This window comes from Streptomyces sindenensis (genome assembly GCF_014649035.1).
GTDB lineage: Bacteria > Actinomycetota > Actinomycetes > Streptomycetales > Streptomycetaceae > Streptomyces > Streptomyces sindenensis.
Map to the genome: position 1 here is coordinate 42,939 of NZ_BMSG01000004.1, position 26,764 is coordinate 69,702.

Sequence of the window (26,764 nt, forward strand, 5' to 3'; positions counted from 1 at the left end):
GTGAACTACTGCCGGATCGTCACCGGCTCGATCTCCGCGTTGTTGTGCCGGCGCGCCCAGTTCTCCAGGGCGACCCGGCAGGCGTGGTCGAGGTGGCGCAGCCCGGTGAGGTCCAGCTCTATGGGCTGGTCCTGCGGAAGTTTCTCCAACTGTTCGAGGATGCGGGGCAGCCGGAGGAAGGTGGCGTTGCCCGTGAGGGTCACCACGACCCGGCCGCCGGTGAGCTCATGGGTGGTGAGCTGGACGTGCGAGGTCTCCCAGGCCGACTTGACCACCGCCAGCAGCAGACCGAGCACGACCCCCTCGAAGAGGTTGGTCACCACGATGGCGGTTGCGGTGATCGCCAACAGAACGGCCTCCCCGCGGTGTTCGCGCCACAGCGGGCCGAACTCCTTGGCGGGCACCAGCTTGCACCCGGCGTGCACGAGGACTCCGGCGAGCGCGGCCAGCGGGATGATCCCGACGGCGGCGGGCAGGAGCGCGGCGAAGAGCAGCAGCCACAGACCGTGGGCGATCCGCGAGAGCGCGGTGGTCGCCCCGGCCTGGACGTTGGCGGTGCTGCGGACGACGACCGCGGCCATCGGGAGCGCGCCGAGTGCGCCGCAGAGGGTGTTGCCGACACCCTGGGCCACCAATTCCTTGTCGTAGGCGGTGCGGGGCCCGTCCTGCATCCGGTCGACGGCCGCCGCGCTGAACAGACTCTCGGCCGAGGCGACGAGTGCGATGGCCAGCACGGTGCCGATGACCGTCACATCGGCGAGCCGGGCGAAGTCCGCCCCGCCGGGCGGATCGATGGACTGCAGCAGCCCGTTCACATCGGCCACCGCCGGCCGCAGTCCGGCCAGGGAAGCGACTGCGGTGGCCAGGGTGACCGCGACGAGGGGGGCCGGTACGAGGCGTACGGTGGCCGGGAGTCTGGGCCACAGCAGCAGCACGGTGACCGTTCCGGCGCCCAGGCCGAACGCGGTCAGGGCCTCGTGGTTCGTGACGATCTCGACGGCGAGATGCGGAAGACCGGCCAGCGTGGCGAGACCGCTGCCCGGCTGTTCGGTGTCCGCCATGGCGTACACCTGGCCGAGCACGATGATCAGGCCGATGCCGGCGAGCATGCCCTGCACCACGGAGACGGAGATGGCGCGGAACCAGCGGCCGAAGCGCGCCAGACCCAGCGCCACCTGGAGCAGCCCGGCGGCCAGCACGATCGGACCGAGCGTGCTGATGCCGAACTCCGTGATCGATTCGAGGACGAGCACGGCGAGTCCGGCGGTGGGGCCGCTGACCTGGAGCCTGCTGCCCGGCAGGAAGCCGACGACCAGCCCGCCGACGATGCCGGTGACCAGGCCCAGTTCGGCCGGGACTCCGGACGCGACGGCGACGCCGACGCACATCGGCAGCGCGACGAGGAAGACGACGAGTGACGCCATGAGGTCACGTCGTACGACGTGGGGGTTCTTGAGTTCCTTCGCGGAAATCACGATGGCTTCCCTTGTGGGTACGGTCGCGCCCGGCCGGGGCCGAGCGCGGGGACGCGGGGGGAGGGAGAGCCGTCAAAGGCGGGCGAACTCGGTGCCGCGCTCGGGTCGGTGGATGCTGACGGAGCCGGTGTGCACATCGTAGTACCAGGCGTGCAGGCCGAGGGAGCCCTCGGCGAGCCGCTCGCGCACCGCGGGGTAGCCGCGCAGGGTGTCGAGCTGGGCGAGCGCGTGCGCCTGGACCGCGCCGGGGAGGTCGCCGGCGTCCTCGGGGGGTGTGCGGCCGTCCGTGGAGCGCTCCAGCCAGTGGCGGACGGCGGGCATGGCGGAGAGGTCGTCGCCGCGGAGGATCGCGCCCACCGCGCCGCAGTGGGAGTGCCCGCAGACGATGATGTCGCGCACCTTGAGCACGCACAGCGCGTACTCGATGGTGGCCGCCTCGCCGGTGGGCCGGTCCCGGCCCGGATAGGGCGGAACGATGTTGCCCGCGGTGCGGAGTTCGAAGAGCTGACCCGGGCGGGCGCCGGTGATCAGCGAAGGGACGACACGCGAGTCCGAGCACGTGACGAAGAGTGCTTCGGGGGTCTGGCCGTCCGCGAAGTGTTCGAAATCCTTTGCGTTCGCGGCGACGTGCTCGGTGAATGTCCGGGCGTGTTCTACGAGGGACTGCATGGTGGCCTGCCTCCTGCATCCGGCGGTGCCGGGGAGCGGTGTGGTCGGGTCATATCAACGAATGCGTTAGCTGTATCCGTATGCGTGTTCGGAATAGGTGGAGGGGTCCTCACCTTGATGTTTGCCGGACGGCAGCCGTCGTGAGGCCCGCTCCGGCCGCTCCGCACGGATACGGTTACAGCTGAGCATATAGACCAGAACTTTGCTATCGCATTACCTTCTCGTGAAGGAACGTAAATGCGCCACTCAAGTCATTCATTCGGCTTGTTCTTTGTGATTGCCAATGGATGGAGAGTGTGAAGAGTTCCGAGAGGCAGGACTGGGCCGTCAGATGCGCCGACCGTGCACGAAGATGTGCGGCTCCGGTTCGCCCGCCGGGTGGTCCGGGGTGAACAGCGCGCTGTGCGTCCACTCCACGGCGGCCCCCGCCCGCGCGACCAGGGCGGTGAACTCCTCGGCGCCGAAGCTGGAGACCCGGACCGGCTGCCCCATGAACACCGCGTCGACCCCCTCGACGTCCACCGGCACCGTGGCGGCGACCAGCAGCCCGCCGGGCCGCAGGGAGCGCACGAGCCGCTCCAGCAGGCCGGTCTGCTCGCCGCGCTCCAGCTGGAGCAGCGAGAAGTACGCGCAGACCGCGTCGAACTCGCCCTCCGCCAGAGGGAGGTCACGGATGTCCGCGCACCGGAACTCGGCCCCCGGTACCTGCCGGGCCGCCAGTGCGGTCATCACCGGCGACACATCGACGCCCAGCACCCGGTGGCCCGCGTCCGCCAGGGTCTGGGCGGTCGGCCGGCCCGTCCCGCTGCCCACGTCCAGCACGCTGCTGCCCGGGGCCAGGCCGGCCAGCAGCCGCTCCAGTGACTCCCGGTGGGCGGCCGACGAGGCGAAGGCCCGTTCGTACTCCGCGCCGAGCGCGTCGAACACCGCCGCGGCCGGACTTTCGTGACCCTCGCCCGCGCGTCCCTGGCTGTCACCCATCGAGGCGGTCCTTCCGTGGTCCGGCGGCCGGCCGGGGGCCATGTGCCCGGCCGCTGTGAGCGTCCCCCGGCGAGCGCCTGAGTATGCCCGTCCCGCGCTCCTGAGTACGTTCTCCGATGGTCCGGGCCGCCCGGCCGCTGTTCGATGGCCGTATGACCACCGAAGCGCCGCGCCGCCCCCGTATCGAGCACGTCACCACCGCCGGCTCCGCCCTGGCCGTCACGCTGCTCCCGCTGGTGGTCGGCGTGCTGCTGGCCAAGACCATGGCGGCGGACCCGATGACATCGGTGAACGCGCTCGTCACCAACGGGCACCGCCCGCGGGTCTCGCCCAAGGAGTGGCGCCGGTGCGGCGGCCACGCCCTGCGACGGCTGCGGGCCGCCGAGCGCCCCTTCTGCGCCCGCATCGGCTCGCGCTGACGCCGCCCGGCCGGAGAGGTCCGGCCGGACGGCGTCGGCGTGCGCCGCCGCGGGCGTGGAACCCGGGTCAGCCGACCGGCTGGGCCGGCCGCTCCTCGTCCGATGACGGCCGCTCGAACTGGGTGCGGTACAGCTCCTCGTACCGGCCGCCGGCCGCCAGCAGTTCCGTGTGCGTGCCGCTCTCGACGACCCGGCCCGCCTCCAGCACCAGGATCCGGTCGGCCGCCCGTACGGTCGAGAGCCGGTGCGCGATCACCAGGGCGGTCCGGCCCGACAGCGCCTCGGCCAGCGCCTCCTGGACGGCCGCCTCCGAGGTGGAGTCGAGGTGCGCGGTCGCCTCGTCGAGGATCACGACCCGCTGACGGGCCAACAGCAGCCGGGCGATGGTCAGGCGCTGGCGCTCCCCGCCGGAGAGCCGGTAGCCGCGTTCGCCGACCACGGTGTCGAGCCCGTCGGGCAGCGAGGCGATCAGACCGTCCAGCCGGGAGCGGCGCAGGGCGTCCCAGATCTCGTCCTCGGAGGCGTCGGGCCGGGCGATCAGCAGGTTGGCGCGTACCGACTCGTGGAACAGGTGCCCGTCCTGGGTGACCATGCCGAGCGTGTCCCGGATCGAGTCGGCGCTCAGGTCGCGGACATCGACACCGTTCAGCCGTACGGAACCGGCGTCCGCGTCGTACAGCCGGGGGAGCAACTGGGCGATCGTCGACTTGCCCGCGCCCGAGGAGCCCACCAGGGCGATCGTCTGGCCCGGTTCGGCCCGGAACGACACCTGGTGCAGGACCGGTGTGCCGCCCCGGTCGTCGAGCGTGGCGACCTCCTCCAGCGACGCCAGGGAGACCTTCTCGGCGGTGGGGTAGCCGAAGGACACCGCGTCGAACTCCACGGAGACCGGTCCTTCGGGCACCCGGCGGGCGTCCGGCTTCTGTTCGATCAGCGGCTTCAGGTCCAGGATCTCGAAGACCCGCTCGAAGCTGACGAGCGCGCTCATCACCTCGACCCGGGCCCCGGCGAGGGCGGTGAGCGGCGCGTACAGCCGGGTCAGCAGCAGTGCCAGCGCCACCACGGCGCCCGGGTCCAGGCTGCCGCGCAGGGCGTAGAAGCCGCCGAGCCCGTAGACCAGGGCCAGTGCCAGGGCCGAGACGAGGGTGAGAGCGGTGATGAACGCCGACTGGGCCATCGCCGTACGGACGCCGATGTCACGCACCCGGCCGGCGCGGGCGGCGAACTCGGCCGACTCGTCCGAGGGCCGGCCGAAGAGCTTGACGAGCGTCGCGCCGGGGGCGGAGAACCGCTCGGTCATCTGCGTGCCCATCGCGGCGTTGTGGTCGGCCGCCTCCCGCTGGAGTCCCGCCATCCGCGCTCCCATCCGGCGGGCCGGCACGACGAAGACCGGAAGCAGCACCAGCGACAGCAAGGTGATCTGCCAGGAGATCGTGAGCATCACCGCGAGCGTCAGCAGCAGCGTGACGAGGTTGGAGGCGACGCCGGAGAGCGTGTTGCTGAACGCCCGCTGTGCGCCGATCACGTCGTTGTTGAGCCGGCTGACCAGGGCGCCGGTCCTGGTCCGGGTGAAGAAGGCCACCGGCATCTTCTGCACATGGTCGAAGACGGCGGTGCGCAGGTCCAGGATCAGCCCCTCGCCCAGCGTCGCCGACAGCCAGCGGGTGAGCAGACCCAGACCGGCCTCGACGACGGCGATGAGCGCGATGAGCAGGGCGAGCCGGGTGACCGCTCCGGTGTCCTCGCCGTTGACGATCGTGTCGACGACCTTCCCGGCCAGCAGCGGAGTGGCCACCGCGAGCAGCGCGGTCAGGACGCTCAGCAGCAGGAAGCGGCGGATCCGCCGTCGGTGGGGGCGGGCGAAGAGCATGATGCGGCGCAAGGACGCCCGGGAGAAGGGCCGGCGGTCCTGCTGGGCGTTCATCGCGCTGTGCAGCGAATGCCACGCCGTGACTTCCATGTCCATGGGGCGCTCCGATGTCGATGGCCCCCGGATCGCCCGGCGGCCTGCGGACCCCGCCGGCCGTGCGGCCCCGGGTTCACTGGGAACGCTAGAACCTGAAGTTTGCTTGAGGTCAAGGTCGACGGGCGTGCCGGGAGCGGTCATGCGGGGCTGGCATGATCGAGGGATGAACGAGAGCATCATCGCCGCGTGTGACGGGGCGTCGAAGGGAAACCCCGGGCCGGCCGCCTGGGCGTGGGTCGTCGCCGACGCGCAGGGCGAGCCCGTGCGCTGGGAGGCCGGTCCGCTCGGCACCGTGACCAACAACGTGGCCGAGCTGACGGCCCTGGCGCAGCTGCTGGAGTCCACCGATCCGGCGGTGCCCGTCGAGGTCCGGATGGACTCGCAGTACGCCATGAACGCCGTGACCAAGTGGCTGCCGGGCTGGAAGCGCAACGGCTGGAAGACCTCCGGCGGCAAGCCCGTCGCCAACCGCGAGCTGGTCACCCGCATCGACGCCCTGCTCACCGACCGCCCGGTGACGTTCCGCTACGTCCCGGCCCACCAGGTGAACGGCGACCCGCTCAACGCGATCGCCGACCAGGCGGCCAGCGAGGTGGCCGTCACCCAGCTTCCGGCCGGTACGGCGCACGGCGCGACGGCTCTGCCGGTGCCCGCGCCCGCGCGCTCCACGAAGGGGCGTACGGAGGCGTCCGGGGGGACGGGCGGCCCGAAGGGCAGGGGGGCCGGGGGCGCGTCCCGGAGCGGGCGGTCCGGCGGCACGATCAAGGCGCGCTTCGCGGGCCGGTGTCACTGCGGCAAGCCGTACGCGGCCCAGGAGCCGATCGCGAAGAACCCGAACGGCTGGGGCCATCCGGAGTGCCGTACGGCCCCCGCCTGACCGGGCGGGGAGATCGCGAGGGGAGTCTCAGAGGTCGGCCCAGACGAGCCGGCCCGCCAGCGCGGCGCGCGTGCCCCAGCGGGCCGCCAGCGCGTCGACGAGCAGGAGGCCCCTGCCGTCCTCGGAGAGGCGGGCGAGCGCCTCGTCGCCTTCGAGGTCGGCCGACGCCGGGACCTGTCCGACGGGAAGGCCCGCCGACTCGGCCGGGGAGGCCGGAGCCGGTATCCGGGCGCGACCGCGGTTCCACACACAGATGCGGACGCCCTGCGTGGAGTGCAGGAGCCGACAGCGGATACGCCGGGTGCTGGTGTGCTGCACCGCGTTGGTGACCAGCTCGGTCACTATCAGAGCCGCCGCCTCGATCCGGTCGGCCGGTTCACCCCAGGCCCGCATGGCCTCCTGGACCCGGTGGCGGGCCTCCGGCACGCCGGCCGGCAATCGGGGGACCCACCAGCTGTGTGCACTTCGGGTGCCTCCGGCACCGTGGACACCTCCGTCATCGGGGGCACGCTCCGCGCAACTGACTATTTCCGACATGTATGCACTCTCGACGCAAAACGCATACTTTGCAAGCGACAGAGTGTGTCATGCTCCGCCAGGGGGCTCGACGAAGAAGGTAGGCGCATGCGAGCCCGGTCCGGCCCCACCGTGGAACACCGCGTCCTCGCGGTCCGCCTCCGCATGCTGCGGGAACGCGCGGGCGTCAGCCTGCGGACCGCCGCCGAGGCGCTGGACGCGCACCCCGCCACCGTACGGCGCATCGAACGCGCCGAGACCGGTCTGGACGCCCGGCAGGTCCGCGAACTGCTCCGCTGCTACGGCGTGCCGCCCGCCGTGGCCGAACCCATCATGGCCGGGCTCGCGGCCGCGAACCTGCCCGGCTGGTGGCACCGCTGGCGGGACACGATGGAGACCTGGCAGCAGGAGGTCATCGGCGTGGAGTCCTCGGCGAGCCTCGTGCGGACCTGGCACCCGGCGCTCGTGCCCGAACTGCTGCGCACCCCCGCCTACGCCGCCGCCCTCCACCGCACGCAGTACCCCGGAGACAGCCCCGCCCGGCGGGAACGCCGGGTCGAGCTGCTGCGCGAACGCCGCCGCCGGCTGTGCGAGCGCGGGGCCGCCCTGTGGGCCCTGTTCCCCGCCGCGGCCCTCCACACGCGGGTCGGCGACCAGGAGACCATGGAGGGGCAGCGGGCCGCGCTGGCCGAGGCGATGAAGGAGCAGCGCGTCACCGTCCAGGTGGTGCCCCTCGACCACCCGCCGCACCCCCTGACCGGCGTACCGCCCCTGCACATCCTCCGGGTGCCCGCACCCGAGATCGGGGACCAGGCGGTGCTGGAGACCCCGGGCGTCCGGGTCGACCTCATCGACGACCCCGAGGCCGTGACGGCCCACCGCATCCGGCTCGACGCCGCGTGCGCCGCCGCGCCCGGCCCCGGGACCCCGCTGCCGGAGTGACCGGGTCCGGCCCGCCGCCGGGATGCGGCGGGCCCCGGTCCCGTGCAGCGTGGGGGAGTGGTGCGGCAGCGCAGGGTCAAGTGGATCCCGCTGGGGGTCATCGTGCTGGGTGTCGTGCTGGACCTGGCGACCCCGGCGGGTGTCACCTCGGCGCCCCTGCTGATGGCGGCCCCGGTCGCCGCCGCGCCGCTGCTCGGCCTGCGCGGCATCATTGCGATCGGGGCGCTCGCCATGGCCGTCCACGCGGTCCTCGCGTGGTACGACGGCACCTTCGGCTGGCAGCGCGGCGTCGCCAACAGCTCACCCTGGTGGCCGTAACCGTGCTGGCCGTCCTCATCAACCGTTCCCTGGAGGGCCGGGACGCCCGGACCCGGCGCGCCCGCCATATCGCCGCCGTGGCCCAGAGCGCCGTCCTGCCCCGGCCGCCTTCGCGCCTCGGAGAGCTCCGGATCGCCGCCCGTTACGTGCCCGCCGAGGACGAGGCCATGATCGGCGGCGACCTCTACGTCGTCCAGGACACCCCGCACGGGGTGCGCGTGATGGTCGGGGACGTGCGCGGCAAGGGCCTGGGCGCGGTCAGCGCGGTCTGCGCGGACCTGGGGGCCTTCCGGTACGCGGCGGACGAGGCGGAGGACCTGCCCGGCCTGGTCGCCGCGCTGGAGCGGGCCCTGCTGCGCGAGGGCGACAGGCGCGGCGGCCAGGATCAGGACGAGGGGTTCACCACCGCGCTGATCGCCGAGTTCGCCGACGACCTCGGCACCGTACGGGTCGTCAACCGCGGGCACCCGCCGCCGGTGCTCCTGGACGCCCGGGGCCGGGCCACCGTCCTCGAACCCTCCGAAGAGGCGCCCCCGCTCGGCATGAGCGGCCTGGGGACCTGGTCGTGCCCGGTCGACACGTTCCCGTTTCCGCCCGGCGCCACCCTCATCTGCTACACGGACGGGGTCACCGAGGCGCGTGACGAGTCCGGGGTCTTCTACGACGCGTCCGTCCGGCTGCCCCTCCTCGTCCAGCACCGCGCGCTGGTCGGCTGCCCGGCCTCCCCGGCGCAGATCCTCCACCTGCTGATCGAGGACGTCGGCCACCACGCCGGGGGCCGGATCCAGGACGATCAGGCCCTCCTCGCGCTGCACCGCCCGCCGGCCCCTCCGCTCGCGTAGCCGGCCCTGCGCCTCTGGCCCCCGGACCCGCCCGCCCGATACGTGTTTGAGGCGTCGATCGTCGGTCACCCGCACGGAAGACACGTACGGCAACACACCGACGACGTCACGACATTCGGGAGTGAGCAGAGTTGAGCAGCACCGAGAACTGGCGCTTGCACGCCGCCTGCCGCGAGGAGGACCCGGACCTGTTCTTCCCCATCGGGACAACGGGCCCCGCGGTCGTCCAGACCGAGGAGGCGAAGGCCGTCTGCCGGACCTGCCCCGTCCAGGCCGCCTGCCTGGAGTGGGCCCTGGAGAACGGCCAGGACTCCGGCATCTGGGGCGGCCTGTCCGAGAACGAGCGGCGCGCCCTGAAGCGCCGCAGCCGCAGGCGGGCGGAGGCCCGGGGACGCGGCACGGCCTGACCCGCACCCGCCGCGGGGGCCGCCGCCCGGAGCGGGCCTCGTGATGCGGGACGCGGGGTCGCGCCGCCCGGAGCGGTGTTCGTGATCCGGGAACGAATGGGTACACGATGAGCCATGGACACCACCGCATGGCTCGTTCTCGGCGCTGTGGCCGCGCTGATCATGCTGGCCCTGGCCGTCGTGCTGCTGGTCCGCGTCTTCAGCGCCAGGAAGCTCCTGGCCGACGCCGGGGTCCCGCTGCGCAGCAAGGCGCTCTTCTGGGCGGCCGTCATCTACACCGTGTCACCGGTCGACCTGCTGCCCGACCCGATCTACCTCGACGACATCGGCTTCCTGCTGGTCGCCCTGCGCTTCCTGCACTCGGCCGCGTCGGCCGCCGGAGTGCGTACGGGAGCGGGGGCCAAGACCCCGGTGGCCCCGGGGGAGCGCCGCCCCGACGCCGTGGGCTGAAGGGCGGCCGGACCGCCGCTCCGCCCCGGCCACCGGCCACCGGGTCAGCCGAAGGCGGGCGCGCCCGGCGGGGGCGTCCCCGCGTCGGGCTCCTGCGGGGCCCCGGTGCCCGGGGCGGGCGGCTGCGGGGCCGGCTGCGAGCCGGGCGAGCCCGGCGGGTCCTCCGGCGCGGGCTCGGTCCCCGGGTCGTCGGCCGGCGGCTCCGAGGTCGCCGGGTCGTCCGGCGGGGGTTCGGAGGTCGCCGGATCCTCACCGGGCCGCGATGCCGGGTCGTCCGGCGCGGGCTCCGACGTGGTGTCCCCGGACGAGCTCGGGCAGGCGTCCGAGCCGGGCGGGCAGGGCGACTCGGAGGCGTTCTTCGGCGGATCCGTCTTCGTGTCACCGTCGCCCGTGTCACCGGCCGGCCGCTTGAACCAGTCGCCGTTCTCCGGGTCGACCATCACGAACTCTTTCACCGGCTTCTCGGACGGCTGCACGACGACCACGTCGGAAGCCCGGTACCCCGGCCACGCCTTGCCCGTCTGCCGCGGGTCGTCCTGGGCGACGGGCGGCAGCAGCGGGTTCCCGCACGCACACCGCACCCTGGGCACCCCCCGGTCGTCGACGAGGACCGCCGTACCCGCCTGGAGCACGGCCTGATAGGCGTTGGCCTCGCCGTCCCGGTAGCCGTGGTTGGTGACCCGGGTGTCCATGCGCAGCGCAACGGGGGTGAGCCCGCGCAGATACCCGGGGACGGCGGACGGCTCGATGTCCTGGACCGAGGCGAACGCCCGGTTCTTGTCCGGCGCCGCCCGCAACACCTCGACCTGCTGCTCCACATCGCAACTGGAGACCTTCCGGGTCCCTCCGTACAGCCCCGGGGCCGCGCCGTCCACGCCCCGCGTCACCGGCGCACCGGTCTTCGACGGGCTCGGTGCGACGGAGGGGCTGGCGGTCCCGGGTTCGGGGGCGTCGTCCTTCGCCGTGGACTTCGTGAACGGTTCTGGCCCGGACTCGCCCGCCGCCTGGAGGAAGACCTCGCCGCCCTCCTCCGACCCGCCGCCGCCCTCGGGCCGGGTCAGCACGACCACCAGAACCACCGCGGCGACCAGAGCCGTCGCGATCGCCGCGATCCGGGGCACCGAACGCCACCAGGGACGGTCGGGGCGGGGGCCGGGGGCGGCACCCGAGCCGCCGCCCGGACCGCCCGGGCCACCGCCCGAAGCGCCGGAACCGCCTGAGTCGCCCCCGCCCCCCGAACCACCGGGGCCGTGGTCGCCGCCGCTGGGCGGGCCGGGCGGCGGGCCCGAAACGGTCGGAGGCGGCGGGGTGGGGCCGGACTCCGAGGGGCCCGAGAGCGGGCCGGACGGTGGTCCTGTGGGGCGGCCTGACGGCGGTGGCTGGACACTCACGGGCTCTGCTCCCCGTTGTCGGTACCCGCCCCGGACGAGACCGTGCCCGCCCCCGATTCCTTACCGGGGCCAGAAGCGATGATCCAGGGCATTTCGCCCCATTGTCTGCTCTGCCCCGGCGGTCCCCGCAAGCGGAGGAGCGAACCGTTTCCTCGGGGAGCGAAGCGTTCGGTCCCTGCTTAGCGTGGGGTCGTGAACGTCCGGGCGAGCAACGACGAGAGCAGCGCACGCACCCCGCACGGCTGGCGCGACGCGCTCCTGGCGGTCCTCACCGGGGTGCTGGCCATGGTGGTGACCGCGGCGCTCGGCCTGTGGGCCGCGGGTGCGGCCGGGCTGCCCGGCGGCGCCTTCCCGGCCGTCGTCGCCGCGGTGGCGGTGATGGCGGCGGGCGGCTCGGTCGGGCTGTCCGGGGACGCCGGTTCCCTCGTGGGAACGCAGGCCGACCTCTCGGTCCTGCCGCTCTCGGTCACCCTCGTGGGCGCGCTCCTCGTCGCCCGCGGCTTCCTCCGCCCGCTGCACCACCGGGCCGTCGCCGGGGGCCGCGAACTCGCCGGCTGGGCGGGCCGCGTCGCCGCTCTGTGGCTCGTCGCGCTGATCGTCCTCTCGCTGATCGCCCGGCACACCTTCACCCTCTCGGCCGAGGACCTCACCGGCAGCGGGGCCGGGGACCTCCTCGGCAGTGACCCGAAGATCGGATTCCGGGCGGAGATCCCGCTCACCCTGGTCTTCGGGCTGCTCTGGCTGGCCGGGGTCCTCGTACTGGCCCTCATCGTCTCCCGCCGCGCCCCGCTCCCCGCCCGGCTGCTGCGCTTCCAGGAAGCGGTGCGCCCGGCGGCGTACGCCATGGTCGTGCTGCTCCTCGCCTGCGTCGCGCTCGGTGTCCTCGCCGGAATCATCGTGATGATCACGCGCGGCCACCCCGCCGAAACCGCCGCGGTGATCCTCCTCGGCCTGCCCAACCTGGTCTGGCTCGCGCTCACCCTCGGCCTCGGCGCGTCGTGGGAGGGCAAGGTCGAAGGCCCTTTCGGGCTGCCCATGCCCCAGGTGCTCGACACCGTCCTGCGCACCCCCGACCTCTCCACCCTGAACCTGAACACCCTCGCCGAACAGGACGGGCGCGTCCGCTGGCTCGTGGTCGTCGTCGCCGTGCTGGTGCTGTCCGCCGCCTTCCTCATGGCGGCGAGGTCGCCCGCCCGGACGCGCCTGTGGCAGCACGCGGTGCACATGGCGGTGGCGCTCACCCTGACCGTGCTGTTCATCTGCCTCACCGCCCGGATCTCCGCCCACTACGGACTGTCCCTCCTGGGCCTCGGGGACCTGGGCGGCGGACTCGGCGGGGAGGTGTCCCTGCGCCCGAAAGGGTGGACGGGGCTCGGGTTCGCGGTGCTGTGGGGCCTGGTCACCGGCTTCCTCGGCGGCCTCGCGGCCACCCGGGTGCACCGGCGCGGCGAGGTCGTGGACCCGGGGCCGGGCCTCGGCTCGGGGTCTGGCTCCGGCTCGGGGTCTGGCCCCGGTTCCGGCTCCGACGTCTGAAGGGCCGGGGCGCGGTGCTCATCCGTCCCTCGGAGGTGTCCGGTGGGCCCGTTCAGCCGGCCCCCGGGAACACCGGGGCGGCCCAGCGCGGCGGGGCGGGCGGCGGTTCGGGGGCGGCCGACCAGGAGCCGGCCGGTGCGTCCACCCGGGTCGGCGGGTGCTCGCCGGGGCCGATGCCCGCCGCCGCGGCCCGCAGCGCCGCGACGAACCTGAGGCAGGTCTCGTAACGGTCCTCCGGCGACTTGGCGAGCGCCTTCGCCAGTACGCCGTCGACGGCGGCGGGCAACCCGGGCCGCAGACCGCTCAGCGGGGTGGGCGGGTCGTACTGGTGGGCCCACAGCAGTGCCATGTCGTCGTCCCGCTGGAAGGGGGGCGCCCCGGTCAGGGTCTCCTGGACGACACAGGCGAGGCTGTACACATCGCACCGCCCGTCCACCGGCCGCCCGGAGATCTGTTCCGGCGCCACGTAGTCGAGGGTGCCGACGAACTGGCCGACCGTGGTGAACCCGGTCAGCGACAGCGACTTCTTCGTCAGCCCGAAGTCGGTCAGGTACACATGTTCCGGATGGTCGCTGTCGGTGCCCGCCGCCACCAGGATGTTGCCGGGCTTCACGTCCCGGTGCACCAGGTCGTGGTCATGGGCCGCATCGAGCGCGGACGCGACCTGGGCGGCGATCCGGACGGCGGCCGTGAGGTCCAGCGGCCCGCGCCGGTCGATCAGGACGCGCAGATCCGCGCCCGCGACGAACCGCATCGCGATGTAGAGCACCCCGTCGGTCTCGCCCGCCTCGAACACCGGCACGATGTGCGGGTGGTCGATCGCGGCCGCCACCCGCGACTCGTGCGTGAACCGCTGCCGGAAGGTGTCGTTGCGGGCCAGTTCGGGGGCGAGCAGCTTGAGCGCGACGATCCGGTCGAGCCGCAGGTCCTTGGCGCGGTAGACGACCGCCATGCCGCCGCGCCCGATCTCGGCCTCCACCAGATAACTCGCGATCCGCTTGCCGACGAGATCGTCCTCGCGCCCGGAGGGCACCCCGGCATCGTGCGAGGGGGGAGGTGGCGGGGCCATCGCCGGTCACCGCCCGCCCGTCGAGCGGTCCGACGCCCCGCCGCCGGATGTTTCATCGGGCCCGGCGACGGTGATGGCCCGGGTGGGCTCGGGGGCGTCGGGTCCGTCGGGGGTGTCGTGGCAGGTGGGTTCGGGTCCGTCGGGGGTCTCGTGGCAGGTGGGTTCGGGGCCGTCGGGGGTGACGAGGCGGGTGGGTTCGGGGCCGTCGGGGGTGACGAGCCGGGTCGGTTCGTGTCCGTCGGGCGGCGCGACCGACATACGGTCCGCTTCGGCCGGCGTCACGACGCGCGCCGGTTCCGGCCCTTCGGGCGGTGCGACGGGGGTGGCTTCCGGTTCGACGCGGGTGGGTTCCGGTTCCTCGCCGGTGACGACGCGGGTCGCCCCGGGCGACCCGGGCGCAACCACCCGCGTCGGCTCCGGGCCCGCGCTCGCCGCTACCCGAAAGGGCTCCGGCGACTCCGCCTCCCCGGACGCCGAAGCCGGTGCCGCCGCCCCCGGGCCCGCCTCCGCCGCGTACGTGCTCAGCCGGGTCCCGTCGCAGAAGACCCACCGCTCGTGCTCGGCGTCGTACAGCCACACCGACTCCCCGTCCACCACCATCCCGACCCGCAGCCCCCGCGTCCGCTGCCGGAAACCCTCCCCGTCGCTGCGGCCCTCGGCCAGGTCCTGGGCGGCCCGGCGGTACCGGCTCAGTGACTCCTCAGCCCTGGCCAGCAGCGGTCGCGGGTCCGCGGTGCGGGCGAGCGGCGCCCCGGGGGCGGGGGGCGTCCGCGGTACGGAGACGAGGCGGCGGCCGTCGACCCAGGCCGACCAGCCGTTGGAACAGGCGACGTACGCCCAGTCCCCGCGCCGGTCCTGCACCTGCACGGGAAGCAGCGCGTCCAGCGGATCGGTGGGCCGGGCGACGTCGGGGGACTCCCACGCGGGCAGCCCGTCCGGCGGGACGACGTGCGTGGGGCGGAATTCCGGGGTCGGGGTCGCCATCGAACCAGCTCACTTCCGCATGACCGCGGGCTCGTGCCGCCTCAGCAGTCTCGCGACTACGTATCCGAAGACGACCGAGAGGACGACCATCATGCCCATGTTGAGCAGCCAGATCCCCGCCGAGTGGTCGAAGAGCGGATCGGAGGTCAGCTCGCCCGGCACGATCCGCGCCAGATCGATCGTCCCGGCCATCGCGCCGAGCGCCCACCGCGACGGCACCAGCCAGGACAGCTGCTCCACACCGGGGACACCGTGCAACTTGAGCAGCGCGCCGCAGAAGACGACCTGGACGATGGCGAGGAGGACGAGCAACGGCATCGTCACCTCCTCCTTGCGCACCAGCGCGGAGACCAGCAGGCCGAGCATCATCGCGGTGAAGGACAGCAGTGCCACGGCCAGTGTGATCTCCACGAGGGGCGGCAGGAACACCCCTTCGCCGCCCGGCGCGCCGAGATCGACGCCCACCAGGCCCACCAGGGTCAGCACCACGGCCTGGAGGACGGTGATGGTTCCGAGCACCACGATCTTCGACATCAGGTACGCGGATCTGGACAGGCCGACGGCTCTCTCGCGCTGATAGATCACCCGTTCCTTGACCAGCTCCCGTACCGCGTTGGCCGCCCCGGTCAGCACTCCGCCCACGCACAGGATCAGCAGGGCGTTCATCGCCGTCTCCTGCGTGAGCCGACTGCCCGCCAGCGCGCGGGCCATGGCGCCCATGACGAAGGGCAGCGCGATCATGATGATCAGGAACGTCCGGTCCGCGCTCAGCGCGGAAGCGTACCGGCGTACCAGGGTGTTCAGCTGCGCACCCCAGCTACGGGTCTTGGGCGGTGGTGCGACCATCGCACCGGGCGCGGCGGGCGGCAGATGCGGTTGGGCCGTGGCGTTGTCGATGTACTGCCGGCGGAAGGGCGAGGCGGAGTAGGTGGCCGCCCAGTCGCGGTCGCGGTTGTTCTCGAACGCCTCGAACGCCTCCGGCCACTCCTCGAAACCGAAGAAGGCGAGGGCGTCCTCGGGCGGACCGTAGTAGGCGATGCGCCCGCCGGGCGCGAGGACGAGCAGCCGGTCGCAGACCTCCAGACTCAGCACGCTGTGCGTCACCACGATGACGGTGCGGCCGTCGTCGGCCAGGCCGCGCAACATGTGCATGACCGAGCGGTCCATGCCGGGGTCGAGCCCCGACGTCGGCTCGTCGAGGAAGAGCAGCGAGGGCTTCGTCAGCAGCTCCAGGGCTACGCTCACCCGCTTGCGCTGGCCGCCCGAGAGCGAGTGGATCGGCTGGTCGGCGCGCTGTTCGAGGCCGAGTTCCTGGATCACCTCGGTGACCCGTGCCTGCCGCTCCGCCTTCGCGGTGTCCTGCGGGAAGCGGAGCTCGGCGGCGTAACCGAGGGCTTTGCGCACGGTCAGCTGCGCGTGCAGGATGTCGTCCTGCGGTACGAGGCCGATGCGCTGGCGCAGCTCGGCGAAGTCCCGGTAGAGATCACGGCCGTCGTAGAGCACCGTGCCCCGGTCGGCCGGGCGCTGGCCGGTGAGCGCGTTGAGCAGCGTGGACTTGCCCGCGCCGCTGGGGCCCACCACGCCGAGCAGGCACTTCTCGCCCACGGGGAAGGAGACCTTGTCCAGCAGGGTCTTGCCGCCCTTGCCCGCGCGGCCGACCGTCACCTCCAGGTCCTGGACGTCCAGCGACACCTCACCGGTGTCCACGAACTCCTGGAGGGAGTCGCCGACCAGGCAGAACGCCGAGTGGCCGATACCGACGATGTCGCCGGGGCCGACCGGGCCGCGGGCGACCGGCTGGCCGTTGAGGAAGGTGCCGTTGTGGCTGCCGAGGTCGACGATCTCGTACGTCCCGTCGGCCAGGGCCCGCAGTTCGGCGTGGTGGCGCGAGACGACCAGATCGTCGATGACGAGGTCGTTGCCGGCGTCGCGGCCGATCCGTACGGTCCTGGCGGGCAGCGGCCGTACCGTCGTCGGCTGCCGGAACGTACCGGTCGCCCGGGGCATCGAAACGGAGGAGGGGCGGTCGGTCGCGGCGGAGGGCGCGGGGGGTTCCCGGCCCAGCAGGACGGCGCGCGGTCCGTCGCTCGGATTGCCGAAGCGGATCTCGCTGCCCGCACCGACGTCCGAGGCGTGGATGCGCCGGCCGGCGGTGTACGTGCCGTTGGTGCTGTCCTCGTCCTCGATCGTCCAGTGACCGTCCTCGGGATGCAGGATCGCGTGGTGCCAGGAGACCCGGTCGTCGTCGATGACGATGTCGCTCTCGGGATCGCGCCCGACATGGTAGTCCCGGCTCGGACTCATCACCGTGGAGCCCAGATCGGTCTCCAGAACGAGTTCGGGCGCAGTCGGCGTCGCGGGCCGCTCTCCCATGTCTGAATTCTATCGATACGTACCGATCGGCGCCCGCCGTCGAGAGTTTCGCCGCCTCGGCCTGCTGTGCACTCGGACCGTCTCGACCTCAGCGCTCCACGGTGGCCAGGATGACCTTCCCGCCGTCCACCGTCGCGCGGACCCCCACCTCCTGGGCCAGCCGCTGGACCATCGGCCAGCCGAACCCACCGGTCCGGCCGGTCAGGTCGGGCGTCCGGTCCTGCGGGAGCGCCGGGCTGGGGTCGGTGACCCGGATGTGGACGCCCCTGCGATCAGCGGTCAGCCACAGCGCGGTGACGGCCCCCGCGTGCCGGACCGCATTGGTGACCAGCTCCGACACGAGGAGCAGGAGGTTCTGGACCATGTGCGAGTTCGGCGCGGGATGCAGCCGGGCGACGAAGGCGCTGACGGCGTCCCGTGCGTCGGCGGCCTTCTCCGGCCGGCAGACGAAATCGGTACGGGTTTCGCCGTCCGGTGAAAACGTCATCAGAATGCGGTCGTTCATAGCGTCCACCCCGTCGCTTGAGCTGTCTGGCTGGAGTTCGGATACCCCCGAAACGGCGTTTCATGGAGAACGGTGGCGTGGTGCTTTCGTCGAGCAGCCCGGAGCGGGGCACTGCCCGTGGGGCGACGACGCCGGCCGCTTCGTGGTGACGGTCGCATCGTTCCTACGCCACCGTCGTCAGCCAGGACGGCCGGCGCACCGAGAATCCCTTCTACCTCCAGTACGGTCAGGGGGCGTTCGCCTTCTCCACCCCGGGCGGCAAGCGCGCGCGCCTGGAGACCGTCCCGGAGACCGGGAAGTGGTACCACCTGGTCGGAGTCCGCAAGGGTGACGAGATCACGCTGTACGTCGACGGGAAGGCCGCCGCGACCACCGAGGCCGGCCCGGCCGACGTGAGCACCGGTCCGCTCTCCGTCGGGCGGGCCCAGTACGACGGCGCCAAGGTCGACTTCTGGAACGGCTCCGTCGATCAGGTCGAGGTTTGCGACAGGGCCCTGACGGTCGAGGAGGTGTCCGTGCTGCACGGCCGTCAAAAGCCGTAAGCCGTAAGCCGCAAGGGCCGGGGCCTCCTTCCGCCGCATCCGGAACCTCTGGGCGCGCCGGAAGGGGAGCGGACCTCGCAGCCGGGTGCATGGTTCTCCAACTCGCGGACCATTCACGTCTGTTGCTGTCATTCCCGAGACGTAGAGGAGTTAAGGCCCCGGGAGGGATACGCAGACGTACACAGGTCCGACAAGATCCTCCTGTCCGAACATGTGACCGGAAGGATCGATATCGTGCGCAGACGACGTCTCGCGCCCCTGGTGGCCGTGACCGCCATGGTGACGCTGGCCCCGGCGCTCGCCGCCTCGACGGCCACCGCGGCCCCGGCTGCCGCCCCCTCGGCCGGGACCGCCTCGGCCGCCTCCTCGCCCGCCGTCAAAAGTGTGCTCGACCGGTACGCGAAACAGAAGCCCGCGTGGAAGCGGTGCGACCCCGACATCTCGGCGGCGTACCGGTGCGCCACCGTCAAGGTCCCGCTGGACTATCGGAAGCCCGGAGGCAAGCGGATCGACCTGGCGATATCCCGGATCAGGACCGCCGACCCCGGCAAGCGGCGCGGCATCCTGCTCTCCAACCCCGGCGGCCCCGGCGGCGAGGGCCTGTGGATGCCGCTGATGATGAAGGAGGAGCTGCCCAAGTCCGTGCTCAAGAGCTACGACCTGGTCGGCCTCGACCCGCGCGGAGTCGGCCGCTCCAGCCCGGTCTCCTGCAACCTCACGCCGGAACAGGAGAACTGGCTGCGGCCCTACAAGGCGCAGACGTACGCCAAGGACGTCGCCTGGGCGCGGACGGTGGCGGACAAGTGCCGCAAGAAGATGGGGGACCGGCTCCCGCACATCACGACCCGCAACACCGCGCGCGACATGGATCTGGTGCGGGCGATCCTCGGCGAGAAGAAGATCTCCTACGTCGGCTACTCCTACGGCACCTATCTGGGGGCCGTCTACGCCCAGCTCTTCCCGAAGCGCGCCGACCGGTTCGTCCTGGACAGCGCGGTCGACCCGCAGCGCGCCTGGCGCGGGATGATCCAGTGGTGGGCCGAGGGCGCGGAACCCGCGTTCGACCGGTGGACCGAGTGGGCCTCCGCGCGCTCGAAGACGTACGGCCTCGGCAACACCCCGAAGAAGGTCGACCGGACCTTCTGGGATCTCGTCGCGCGGGCCGACGCGGACCCGATCGAGGTGGACGGGCAGCCCACCAGCGGCGACGACATCCGCCAGGGGATGCGCGCGTTGGCCTTCACCCCGCAGTCCGCCTCCGAGGCGGTCGTGGAACTGAAGAAGGCCGCGAAGGGCAGGCCCGCCTCCGCGAAGAAGCTCGCCAGGATCACCGAGGGCGGCGGGGCCCCGGCGCCCGAGTGGGCCAAAAAGGCCCCGCTCGCCGCGGAGCCCCCCGCCGACAACATGACGGCCAGCTTCTGGGCCGTGGTGTGCGGCGACAACTCGGCCGTCTGGTCGCGCGATCCGGAGACGTACCGGCGGGACGCCATCGAGGACAAGGGCCGCTACCCGCTCTTCGGGGATTTCGCCTCCAGCATCAAGCCCTGTGCCTTCTGGGGGAAGTCCGCCGAGCCGGTGACCGTGGTCAAGAACAAGGTCGGCTCCCTGGTCGTCCAGAACGAGTGGGACTCGCAGACCCCGCTGCCCAGCGGCCAGGCCCTGCACGCCCAGCTGAAGGGCTCGAAGATGGTCACCGTCCTCGGCGGCGAGGGCCACGGTGTCTACCCGAGCGGCAACTCCTGCACGGACGGCGCGGTCAACCGCTACCTGGCCACCGGCAAACTGCCCGCGAAGGACGTGACCTGCAGGGCGACCGCGGCGTCGAACGCGCAGGCCCGCCAGAACGAGAAGCCGGACGAGCTCCCCGGGTCCCCGGTCCCGGAACGCGCCCCGAACCGCTTCTGACTCGCTGAGCCCGGCCGGGCGCCCACCCGGCCGGCTCCTCCCGGTGAGAACCCACAGGGGCCCGGCGGCGACGGAGGGAACCTTCTCCGTCGCCGCCGGGCCCCTGCCCGTGCCCCCAGTCGGGTCGGGTCACGGCGCCCACGGCGTGTCCCCCCACGTCGTGTCCTCGGTGAGCAGCGCCGGGCTGTCGAAGGGCTGCCCGCCGCCCGGCGTGGCGAGCCACACCTCGCGCCATGTGCCCTCACTTCGCCCGGAGGCAGCTTCGGGAGGCGGTACGACAGCACGGTGCCGGACGGGTGTCCAGGCCCCGCGCAGAGCCGGTTCCGTGCGGCGAGCCGCCGGTCGCGGAAGCGCCCCGGCGACTCGCCGACACTTTTTGGAAACGCACCGACCACGCCCTTGCCGCCCGTGCCGCACCGCCTATATAACGTTGTAAACCGAGCCGCCGACAGGCCGCGCAGGCTCTCACGACCGCTGTTCCCGCAGTCCGGAGCAGGGGCCTGAGGAATGCAGTGGCATCGGCTGCCCCGTGGCCGATGCCTCGTCCCGCATGCCCGACCCCACGCCGATCAGCGTGCCGTCAACCCGTCAAGGAGCGTTCCGCGCATGGTGATCCAGCGTCGATCCCGTACCCTCGCCGTGGCCTGCGTCCTGGCCGCCACGACGCTGGCCGCCGCCGGCCGCGCCAAGTCGGAGACCTCTGGGGCTGCCCGTCGCCCGGACGAAGATCCTCGTCCACACCCTCACCGGACTGCGCGCCGGACTCGCCGGGGCGCTGAACGCCGCCCCGCCTCTCCTCCGGTGTCACCATCGTCGGCGTCGGCATGGAACTGGACGCGATCTCCGCCGTCGTCATCGGCGGCACGCTCCTCATCGGCGGAGCGGGCTCGTTCAGCGGCACCCTCTGGGGCGTCCTGCTGCTGGCCGTGATCCAGAACCTGATCAACCAGATCGGCTCGCTCAACTCCTCGTACCAGTCGGTGGTCAGCGGCGGCTTCCTTATCGTTGTCGTGGTGGCGCAGCGTTACCTCGCGCGCAGCCGGAGAGCGACCTGAACCGCACGGGCCGGGTCGAGTCGAACCAAGAGAAACAAGGAGTGCCGTGGGCGTCAGCCTCAAGGACGTAGCTCAACGGGCGGGCGTGTCCATCAAGACCGTGTCGAACGTGGTCAACAACTACCAGCACGTCACCCCGAAGATGCGGGCCAAGGTGCAGCAGGCGATCGACGAGCTCGGCTACCGGCCGAACCTCACCGCCCGCCATCTGCGCAAGGGCCGCACCGGCATCATCGCGCTGGCCGTCCCCGAGTTCGGCAACCCGTACTTCGCCGAGCTGGCCGGCGAGGTCGTCGACGCGGCCGCCCGGCACGACTACACCGTCCTGGTCGACCACACGGCGGGCCAGCGCGAGAAGGAACTGCTGGTCTGCCAGGGGTTCCGCTCCCACGTCATCGACGGCCTGATCCTCAGCCCCATCCACCTGGAGACCGAGGACCTGATGGCCCGCACCGAGACCGCGCCGCTGGTGCTGCTCGGCGAACGCGAGTACGAGGCCCCGTACGACCACATCGCCATCGACAACGTGGCCGCCGCCCGCGCGGCCGTCGCCCACCTCATCGCGCTGGGCCACCGCCGTATCGCCTTCCTCGGCTCCCGCACCGGGCGGGAACGCCAGCCCGCCCATCTCCGGCTGCGCGGCTGGCGCGAGGAGCTGGCCGCCTCCGGCATCACCCCCGACGAGTCCCTGGTCGTCGTCACCGACGGCTACGGCCGCGAGGACGGGGCCGCCGCGATGGCCTCCCTCCTCGACCGGGGCGAGCGGCCCGACGCCGTGTTCGCCTACAACGACCTGATCGCGATCGGGGCCATGCGCACCCTCACCGAACACGGCCTCACCGTCCCGGGCGACATCGCCGTCGTCGGCTTCGACGACATCGAGGAGAGCCGGTACGGGGCCACCACCCTCACCACCATCGCGCCGGACAAGGCCGCCATCGCCCGGCTCGCCGTCGACAGCCTCGTCGAACGCCTCGCCGGCACCCCGGTCGCCGAACCCCGGCGGCCCCGCCCCGGCTACCGCCTCGTCGTCCGCGAATCCACCACACCCCGCGAGGCCCCCGGACCGCCCAGCTGACGCACCCCCGCGAGGCCCCTTCCGCACCCCCCAAGGAACTCTTCATGCCCACCGTGCACCGCAAACCGTTCGGCCGCGCCCACGGCCAGAGCGAGATCGACCTCTGGACCCTCGACTCCGGCACCGGCGTCCGAGCCGAGATCCTCACCTACGGCGGTGTCCTGCACAGCCTCACCGTGCCGGACACCTCCGGCGAACCCGGCCCGGTCGTCCGCTCGCTGCCCGCGCTCGACGACTACACCGACAAGAACCCGTACTTCGGGGCGATCGTCGGCCGGTACGCCAACCGCATCGCCCACGGCCGCTTCACCCTCGACGGCACCACGCACCACCTCCCCGCCAACGACCGCGGCCATACCCTGCACGGCGGCCCGGACGGCTTCCACACCAGGATCTGGCAGGCCACCGGACACCGCACGGACACCGCCGCCGTCCTCCGGCTCACCCTGCACAGCCCCGACGGCGACATGGGCTTCCCCGGAGCGCTCGACGTCACCGCCACCTACACCCTGGACACCGCCGGAACCCTCGCCGTCGACTACACGGCCACCACCGACCGGCCCACCGTCGTCAACCTCACCCACCACGCCTACCTCAACCTCGGCGACGACGACATCCTCGGCCACACCCTCCAGGCCGACGCCGACACCTATCTCCCCGTAGACGCCGGCTCCATCCCCGAAGGCCCGCCCGTCCCGGTGACCGGCACCCCCTTCGACCTCACGACCCCCCACCGCATCGGCGAACGCCTCGCGCACCCCGACGCCCAACTGGAGCAGGCCGGCGGCTACGACCACTGCTGGATCCTGCGCCCCGCCACCCCCGGCACCCTGCGCCGCGCCGCCCGCCTCACCGCCCCCGGCGACCGGCGCACCCTGGAGCTGTGGACCACCGAACCGGGCCTCCAGATCTACACCGCCAACCAGCTCGACGGCGCGTTCACCGACGGCACCGGCCGCCGCCACCAGCGCCACGGCTCGCTCTGCCTGGAGACCCAGCACCTCCCGGACTCACCCAACCGCCCCGGTCACCCGAGCACGGTGCTGCGCCCCGGAGCCGTCCTGCACAGCCGCACCGAATGGCGCTTTCCGCACCTGGCGGAGTAGGCGCGCATCCGGGCGGCCGGGCTGTGCGTATCGTTCGCCGAACCACTGACCGCCGCCGAGCTCAAGTCCGCGCTGCTCACCGCGGGCCAGGTCGTCGGATTCGTCCAGGAGGTCACCGGACCCCTGCCCCCCGAGAAGCTCGCCACGTTCAAGCCGGAGCCGGGTCCCGACGAAGGGGTCATCGCCAGGCTCGTCGAGAACGTCACCGAAGCCCAGGGCGTCTGAGGGCGGTGACGACCCGCCGCACCGCGAGGAGTACCTGCTGCGCACGGTGCGACGGGTCGTGACGGAAGGCCGGGCCGCTACTTGAGATACGGCCCCGCCGCGCCGATCTTCCCCGGCGCGGCGTTCTTCCCGCCGAGGTCCAGGACGTACACGCGCAGGTTGCCCTTCCCGGGGGCCGGGACCGTGAGGGTGCCGCCGGTGACCTGCTTGGTGTCGCCCGTGACGGCGTCCTTGTACGTGCCGTTCGGGATGCCCGTGTACGTGGCGCTCCCGGAGACCGTCACCAGGGCGAAGCTGTCCGTGCCGGTCGCCGCGTCGGTGTAGCGGCGCTTGTACGCCATGGAGCCGCTGATGCCCTCCGTCGAGTACTGGCCCATCTGGAGCGCGGGCACGGCCCGGCGGATCTCGTTGAGCCGCTGGAGGTGGCGGGCGAGCGGGGCGGCCAGGGTGTCGGCGACCTTGCCGGTGGCCGAGGAGACCTTGCCGAAGTCCGAGGCGGTGACCTCACCGGCCAGGTGGTCCCCGAAATAGGCCCGCCCAGTGGTCGCCAGCGGGCACGTCGGGCCGCAGTCGATCTTCTTCCCCTTCTGGAATTCGATCTCGGAGCCGTAGTAGAGCGTCGGGATGCCCCGGAAGGTCCACATCAGCGACATGTTCTCGGCCCAGGCGTCCGTACCGCCGGTGTAGCGCTCGCTGCTCTTGTTGGGGCCGTAGTCGTGGCTGTCGACGTAGACGACGTTGTACGTGGCGTCGTTCACCGCGTCGTCGGAGTCCTTGCCGTTGTGGAACGCGTTGGCCGCGTCACCGAAGTTCATGTGCATCCGCATGTCGATGATGTTCATCCCGGAGAACCGGCTGCGGTCGGGCGCGTGGTAGGCGTTGCCCTTGAGGAAGGCGTTGTCCGAGACGGGCTGAGCCGCCGTGCCCCGCTGCTGCTCGTAGTCGTACATCTCCAGGGCGGCCTTCTCGTCGTCCGCGCTGTACTCCCCTCGCTCCTTCCACGTGAAGAACTGCGCCGAGTGGTTGACCGAGCCGCGGTTCCACTTGTCGTTCACGAAGGCCGCGACCTCACCGAAGACGAAGAAGTTCTCCGCCGCCTCCGCGCCGAACCGCTGCGTCACGCGCTCCTGGATCGCGGGCAGGAAACGGCGGTTCCAGGTGGTGCGGGGGATGTGCACCGCCGTGTCCAGCCGGAAGCCGTCGACCCCCATGTCGATGTACTTGTTGTAGGCGCCGATCAGATAGTTCTGGACCTGGGCGTTCTCGGTGTTGAAGTCGGCGAGGTCGTCGTGCAGCCAGCAGGAGCGGGAGTCCTCGCCCTCCCAGTTGCCGATCCAGCAGGTGTGGTAGAGCGCCTTCGGGAACATGCCCGAAGTGGGGCTCGGCCACTGGCAGTTGTAGATGCGGTAGCCCTCCGGCGAGGTGTGCCCGGTGGGGGTGCCCCAGCCCACGCAGGTGTTGCCCGTCGGCTCCGCCGTGGACCACAGGTCGCCGTTGTAGTACGACTTCCCGGACTTGGGCTCGACGGTGAGGCCGTCGTAGGTGAACCCGTCGTTCTTCTCGTCGTAGTACCAGCTCCACTGCGCGTCGCGCACGCCGTACGCCTTCGGGGTGAACAGGCCCTTGGCGCCCCATCGCGAGGAGTGGTTGTGGACGACGTCCTGGTAGATCTTCATGCCCTTGGCGTGGGCCGCGTCGATGAGGTCCTGGTAGGAGGCCCCGGCGGACTCCAGCCGTGGGTCGACCTTGTAGAAGTCGTAGCCGTGGTACCCGTGGTAGTCGTAGTCCGAGCGGTTGAGCACGACCGGGGTGATCCAGACCGCGGAGAAGCCGAGCCCCTTGATGTAGTCGAGCTTCTGCACCAGCCCCTTGAAGTCCCCCCGGAACATGGGGTCGTCGTTGGCGGCGTTGCCGGACTTCTCGTGCTGACTGCCACCCCGGTTGTTCGTGGCGTCGCCGTCGTTGAAGCGGGCCGTGAGCACGAAGTAGATCGGGTCCTTGCGGGGATCGGTGCCCAGGGGTGTGCCGGTGGCCGGGGTGGTGGGCTTCTCGCCGGTGGTGACGGTGGCCGGTGCGGAGTCGGCCGAGACGTTCCCGGCGGCGTCGACGGCCCGGACGGTGTAGCGGTAGGCGGTGTGGGCGTCGAGCCCCGTGTCGGAGAAGACGGTCGAGGTGGTGTCGACGACCACCGTGCCCTTCGTCCCGCCGGTCCTGGTGACCTGATACGCCGTCACGCCCCGGTCGTCCGTGGCGGGTTCCCACGTCAGCACGACCGCCACCCCGTCGGCGGCAGCCTTCACCGCGGTGGGGGCGGACGGTGCCTCGGTGTCCGGTTCCTCGGCGGCGCACGGGTCCTTCGCCGAGGCCGTCACCGTACGGTCCTTCACCGTGGTGAGCCCGGTCGACAGGGTGTAGTCGCCGCCGTTGTTGTTGTCCCAGACGCCGTTGCCGTTGTTGAACGCGGCCTGGAGGCCGGTGGCCGCCCCGAGGTCCACCGTGCGCTTCATCCAGCCCGTACAGGCGGCTTCCATGCCGATGCCGGGGACGGCCGTCCACGCTCCGCCGTGCGGGCGGTAGTGGAGATTGACGGTGGACCAGCCGACGGTGGAGGTGGCGTAGTAGACGGAGGCCGTGTTCGGCCCGCCGGGCTCCTCCGGCTCGTCGGGGCCCGTACCCGCGCACGGGTCGCTGTGCGCCACGGTCCCGTCCTGGACCGTGATGTTCCCGGTGCCCAGGTCGTAGTTCCGGCCCGCGTTGTTGTCCCAGGTGCCCGAGCCGTCGGTGAAGGTCGCCTTCAGTCCGGCCGCACCCCCGAGCGGGACCGTCAGCTTGACCCAGTCGGCGCAGGCGGCCTGCATCCGGGTGCCGGGGACGGTGGTCCAGGAACCGCCGTCGGGGGAGTAATGCAGGTAGTAGGCCGACCAGGCGCGGGTCTTCGTGGAGTAGAAGACGGTCGCCGTGCCCCCGGCGGCGGAGGAGGAGGCGACGGGTTCGCCCGCCGGGGCGGGACGCGTCTGCGGTACGGCGGTAAGGAGTCCCAGCAGCCCGGCCGCTGCCACGGCCGCCGCGAGCGGTCGGCGCAGCAGCCGGTGAGGAGTGCGTCTCATGCGTGTCTCCAGGTGAGGGGAGAACCCTG

At 72.3% G+C, this 26,764-nt stretch carries 20 protein-coding genes and 3 pseudogenes; 12 read left to right on the forward strand and 11 right to left on the reverse strand.

The features are described 5' to 3' along the window. Positions 1–5: 5 nt before the first annotated feature. From IE145_RS07010 to IE145_RS07020, 3 genes are all read right to left on the reverse strand, one after another. On the reverse strand, positions 6–1,475 hold the full coding sequence (locus tag IE145_RS07010; protein WP_189519904.1) for a SulP family inorganic anion transporter: 1,470 nt from the start codon (positions 1,473–1,475) through the stop codon (positions 6–8). Between the two features lie 72 nt (positions 1,476–1,547). Beyond that, entirely contained in the window at positions 1,548–2,144 is a 597-nt protein-coding gene (locus IE145_RS07015; RefSeq protein ID WP_189519906.1) for a carbonic anhydrase, read from the reverse strand. Positions 2,145–2,471: 327 nt separating this feature from the next. Then, positions 2,472–3,125, reverse strand: coding sequence for a class I SAM-dependent methyltransferase (locus IE145_RS07020; RefSeq protein ID WP_189519908.1), 654 nt, complete (start codon positions 3,123–3,125; stop codon positions 2,472–2,474). Between the two features lie 152 nt (positions 3,126–3,277). On the opposite strand from IE145_RS07020, the gene IE145_RS07025 reads away from it, so the two are divergent. Continuing rightward, positions 3,278–3,544 carry a hypothetical protein gene (locus tag IE145_RS07025; protein WP_189519910.1) on the forward strand — a complete coding sequence of 89 codons (267 nt, stop codon included), beginning with the start codon at positions 3,278–3,280 and terminating at the stop codon, positions 3,542–3,544. A 67-nt stretch (positions 3,545–3,611) separates the two neighbouring features. Here IE145_RS07025 and IE145_RS07030 read toward each other — a convergent pair whose 3' ends face one another. Beyond that, positions 3,612–5,510 (reverse strand): ABC transporter ATP-binding protein, encoded by a 1,899-nt coding sequence (locus IE145_RS07030; RefSeq protein ID WP_189519912.1) that lies wholly within the window; start codon positions 5,508–5,510, stop codon positions 3,612–3,614. Between the two features lie 163 nt (positions 5,511–5,673). Between IE145_RS07030 and IE145_RS07035 the strand changes: the two genes are divergently transcribed. Beyond that, positions 5,674–6,387 (forward strand): ribonuclease H family protein, encoded by a 714-nt coding sequence (locus IE145_RS07035; protein ID WP_189519914.1) that lies wholly within the window; start codon positions 5,674–5,676, stop codon positions 6,385–6,387. Between the two features lie 27 nt (positions 6,388–6,414). Here the strand turns inward: IE145_RS07035 and IE145_RS07040 are convergent, their stop codons facing one another. Next, a complete protein-coding gene (locus IE145_RS07040; RefSeq protein ID WP_229825414.1) occupies positions 6,415–6,780 on the reverse strand; it encodes an ATP-binding protein in 366 nt (121 codons plus the stop codon). Positions 6,781–7,011: 231 nt separating this feature from the next. Between IE145_RS07040 and IE145_RS07045 the strand changes: the two genes are divergently transcribed. The 4 genes and pseudogenes from IE145_RS07045 (at position 7,012) to IE145_RS07060 (ending at position 9,862) form a co-directional block, all read left to right on the forward strand. After that, positions 7,012–7,845 (forward strand): Scr1 family TA system antitoxin-like transcriptional regulator, encoded by an 834-nt coding sequence (locus IE145_RS07045; protein WP_189519917.1) that lies wholly within the window; start codon positions 7,012–7,014, stop codon positions 7,843–7,845. A 57-nt stretch (positions 7,846–7,902) separates the two neighbouring features. Then, a pseudogene (locus IE145_RS07050) lies at positions 7,903–9,005 on the forward strand (PP2C family protein-serine/threonine phosphatase). 131 nt (positions 9,006–9,136) lie between these two features. Then, the gene (locus tag IE145_RS07055) at positions 9,137–9,412 is read left to right on the forward strand and encodes a WhiB family transcriptional regulator (RefSeq protein WP_189519919.1); all 276 of its coding nucleotides are present in this window, start codon (positions 9,137–9,139) and stop codon (positions 9,410–9,412) included. 114 nt (positions 9,413–9,526) lie between these two features. Continuing rightward, entirely contained in the window at positions 9,527–9,862 is a 336-nt protein-coding gene (locus IE145_RS07060) for a YkvA family protein (protein ID WP_189519921.1), read from the forward strand. A gap of 44 nt (positions 9,863–9,906) precedes the next feature. On the opposite strand, the gene IE145_RS07065 is transcribed toward IE145_RS07060, so the two are convergent. Beyond that, positions 9,907–11,253, reverse strand: coding sequence for a DUF6777 domain-containing protein (locus IE145_RS07065; protein ID WP_229825388.1), 1,347 nt, complete (start codon positions 11,251–11,253; stop codon positions 9,907–9,909). Positions 11,254–11,445: 192 nt separating this feature from the next. Here IE145_RS07065 and IE145_RS07070 point away from each other — a divergent pair, with 192 nt between their 5' ends. Then, on the forward strand, positions 11,446–12,786 hold the full coding sequence (locus IE145_RS07070) for a streptophobe family protein (RefSeq protein ID WP_229825389.1): 1,341 nt from the start codon (positions 11,446–11,448) through the stop codon (positions 12,784–12,786). Between the two features lie 52 nt (positions 12,787–12,838). Here IE145_RS07070 and IE145_RS07075 read toward each other — a convergent pair whose 3' ends face one another. The 4 genes from IE145_RS07075 to IE145_RS07090 all read right to left on the reverse strand — a co-directional run bounded on the left by IE145_RS07075 (position 12,839) and on the right by IE145_RS07090 (position 17,717). Then, positions 12,839–13,855 (reverse strand): serine/threonine-protein kinase, encoded by a 1,017-nt coding sequence (locus IE145_RS07075; RefSeq protein WP_189519923.1) that lies wholly within the window; start codon positions 13,853–13,855, stop codon positions 12,839–12,841. 6 nt (positions 13,856–13,861) lie between these two features. Next, positions 13,862–14,839, reverse strand: coding sequence for a hypothetical protein (locus IE145_RS33330; protein WP_229825390.1), 978 nt, complete (start codon positions 14,837–14,839; stop codon positions 13,862–13,864). A 9-nt stretch (positions 14,840–14,848) separates the two neighbouring features. Continuing rightward, positions 14,849–17,212, reverse strand: coding sequence for an FHA domain-containing protein (locus IE145_RS07085; RefSeq protein ID WP_189519925.1), 2,364 nt, complete (start codon positions 17,210–17,212; stop codon positions 14,849–14,851). 88 nt (positions 17,213–17,300) lie between these two features. Then, a complete protein-coding gene (locus IE145_RS07090; RefSeq protein WP_189519927.1) occupies positions 17,301–17,717 on the reverse strand; it encodes an ATP-binding protein in 417 nt (138 codons plus the stop codon). A 161-nt stretch (positions 17,718–17,878) separates the two neighbouring features. Between IE145_RS07090 and IE145_RS07095 the strand changes: the two are divergent. The 5 genes and pseudogenes from IE145_RS07095 to IE145_RS07115 all read left to right on the forward strand — a co-directional run. After that, positions 17,879–18,259: pseudogene (locus IE145_RS07095) on the forward strand (LamG domain-containing protein); the annotation flags it as partial. A 276-nt stretch (positions 18,260–18,535) separates the two neighbouring features. Next, positions 18,536–20,164 carry an alpha/beta hydrolase gene (locus IE145_RS07100; RefSeq protein ID WP_229825415.1) on the forward strand — a complete coding sequence of 543 codons (1,629 nt, stop codon included), beginning with the start codon at positions 18,536–18,538 and terminating at the stop codon, positions 20,162–20,164. 700 nt (positions 20,165–20,864) lie between these two features. Beyond that, positions 20,865–21,219, forward strand: a pseudogene (locus IE145_RS07105) (ABC transporter permease); the annotation flags it as partial. A gap of 46 nt (positions 21,220–21,265) precedes the next feature. Next, on the forward strand, positions 21,266–22,297 hold the full coding sequence (locus IE145_RS07110) for a LacI family DNA-binding transcriptional regulator (RefSeq protein WP_189519928.1): 1,032 nt from the start codon (positions 21,266–21,268) through the stop codon (positions 22,295–22,297). A 44-nt stretch (positions 22,298–22,341) separates the two neighbouring features. Continuing rightward, positions 22,342–23,403, forward strand: a complete 1,062-nt coding sequence (locus IE145_RS07115; RefSeq protein ID WP_189519930.1) for an aldose epimerase family protein — start codon at positions 22,342–22,344, stop codon at positions 23,401–23,403. A 302-nt stretch (positions 23,404–23,705) separates the two neighbouring features. Here IE145_RS07115 and IE145_RS07120 read toward each other — a convergent pair whose 3' ends face one another. Beyond that, on the reverse strand, positions 23,706–26,735 hold the full coding sequence (locus tag IE145_RS07120; RefSeq protein WP_189519932.1) for a carbohydrate binding domain-containing protein: 3,030 nt from the start codon (positions 26,733–26,735) through the stop codon (positions 23,706–23,708). Between the last annotated feature and the right edge of the window lie 29 nt (positions 26,736–26,764).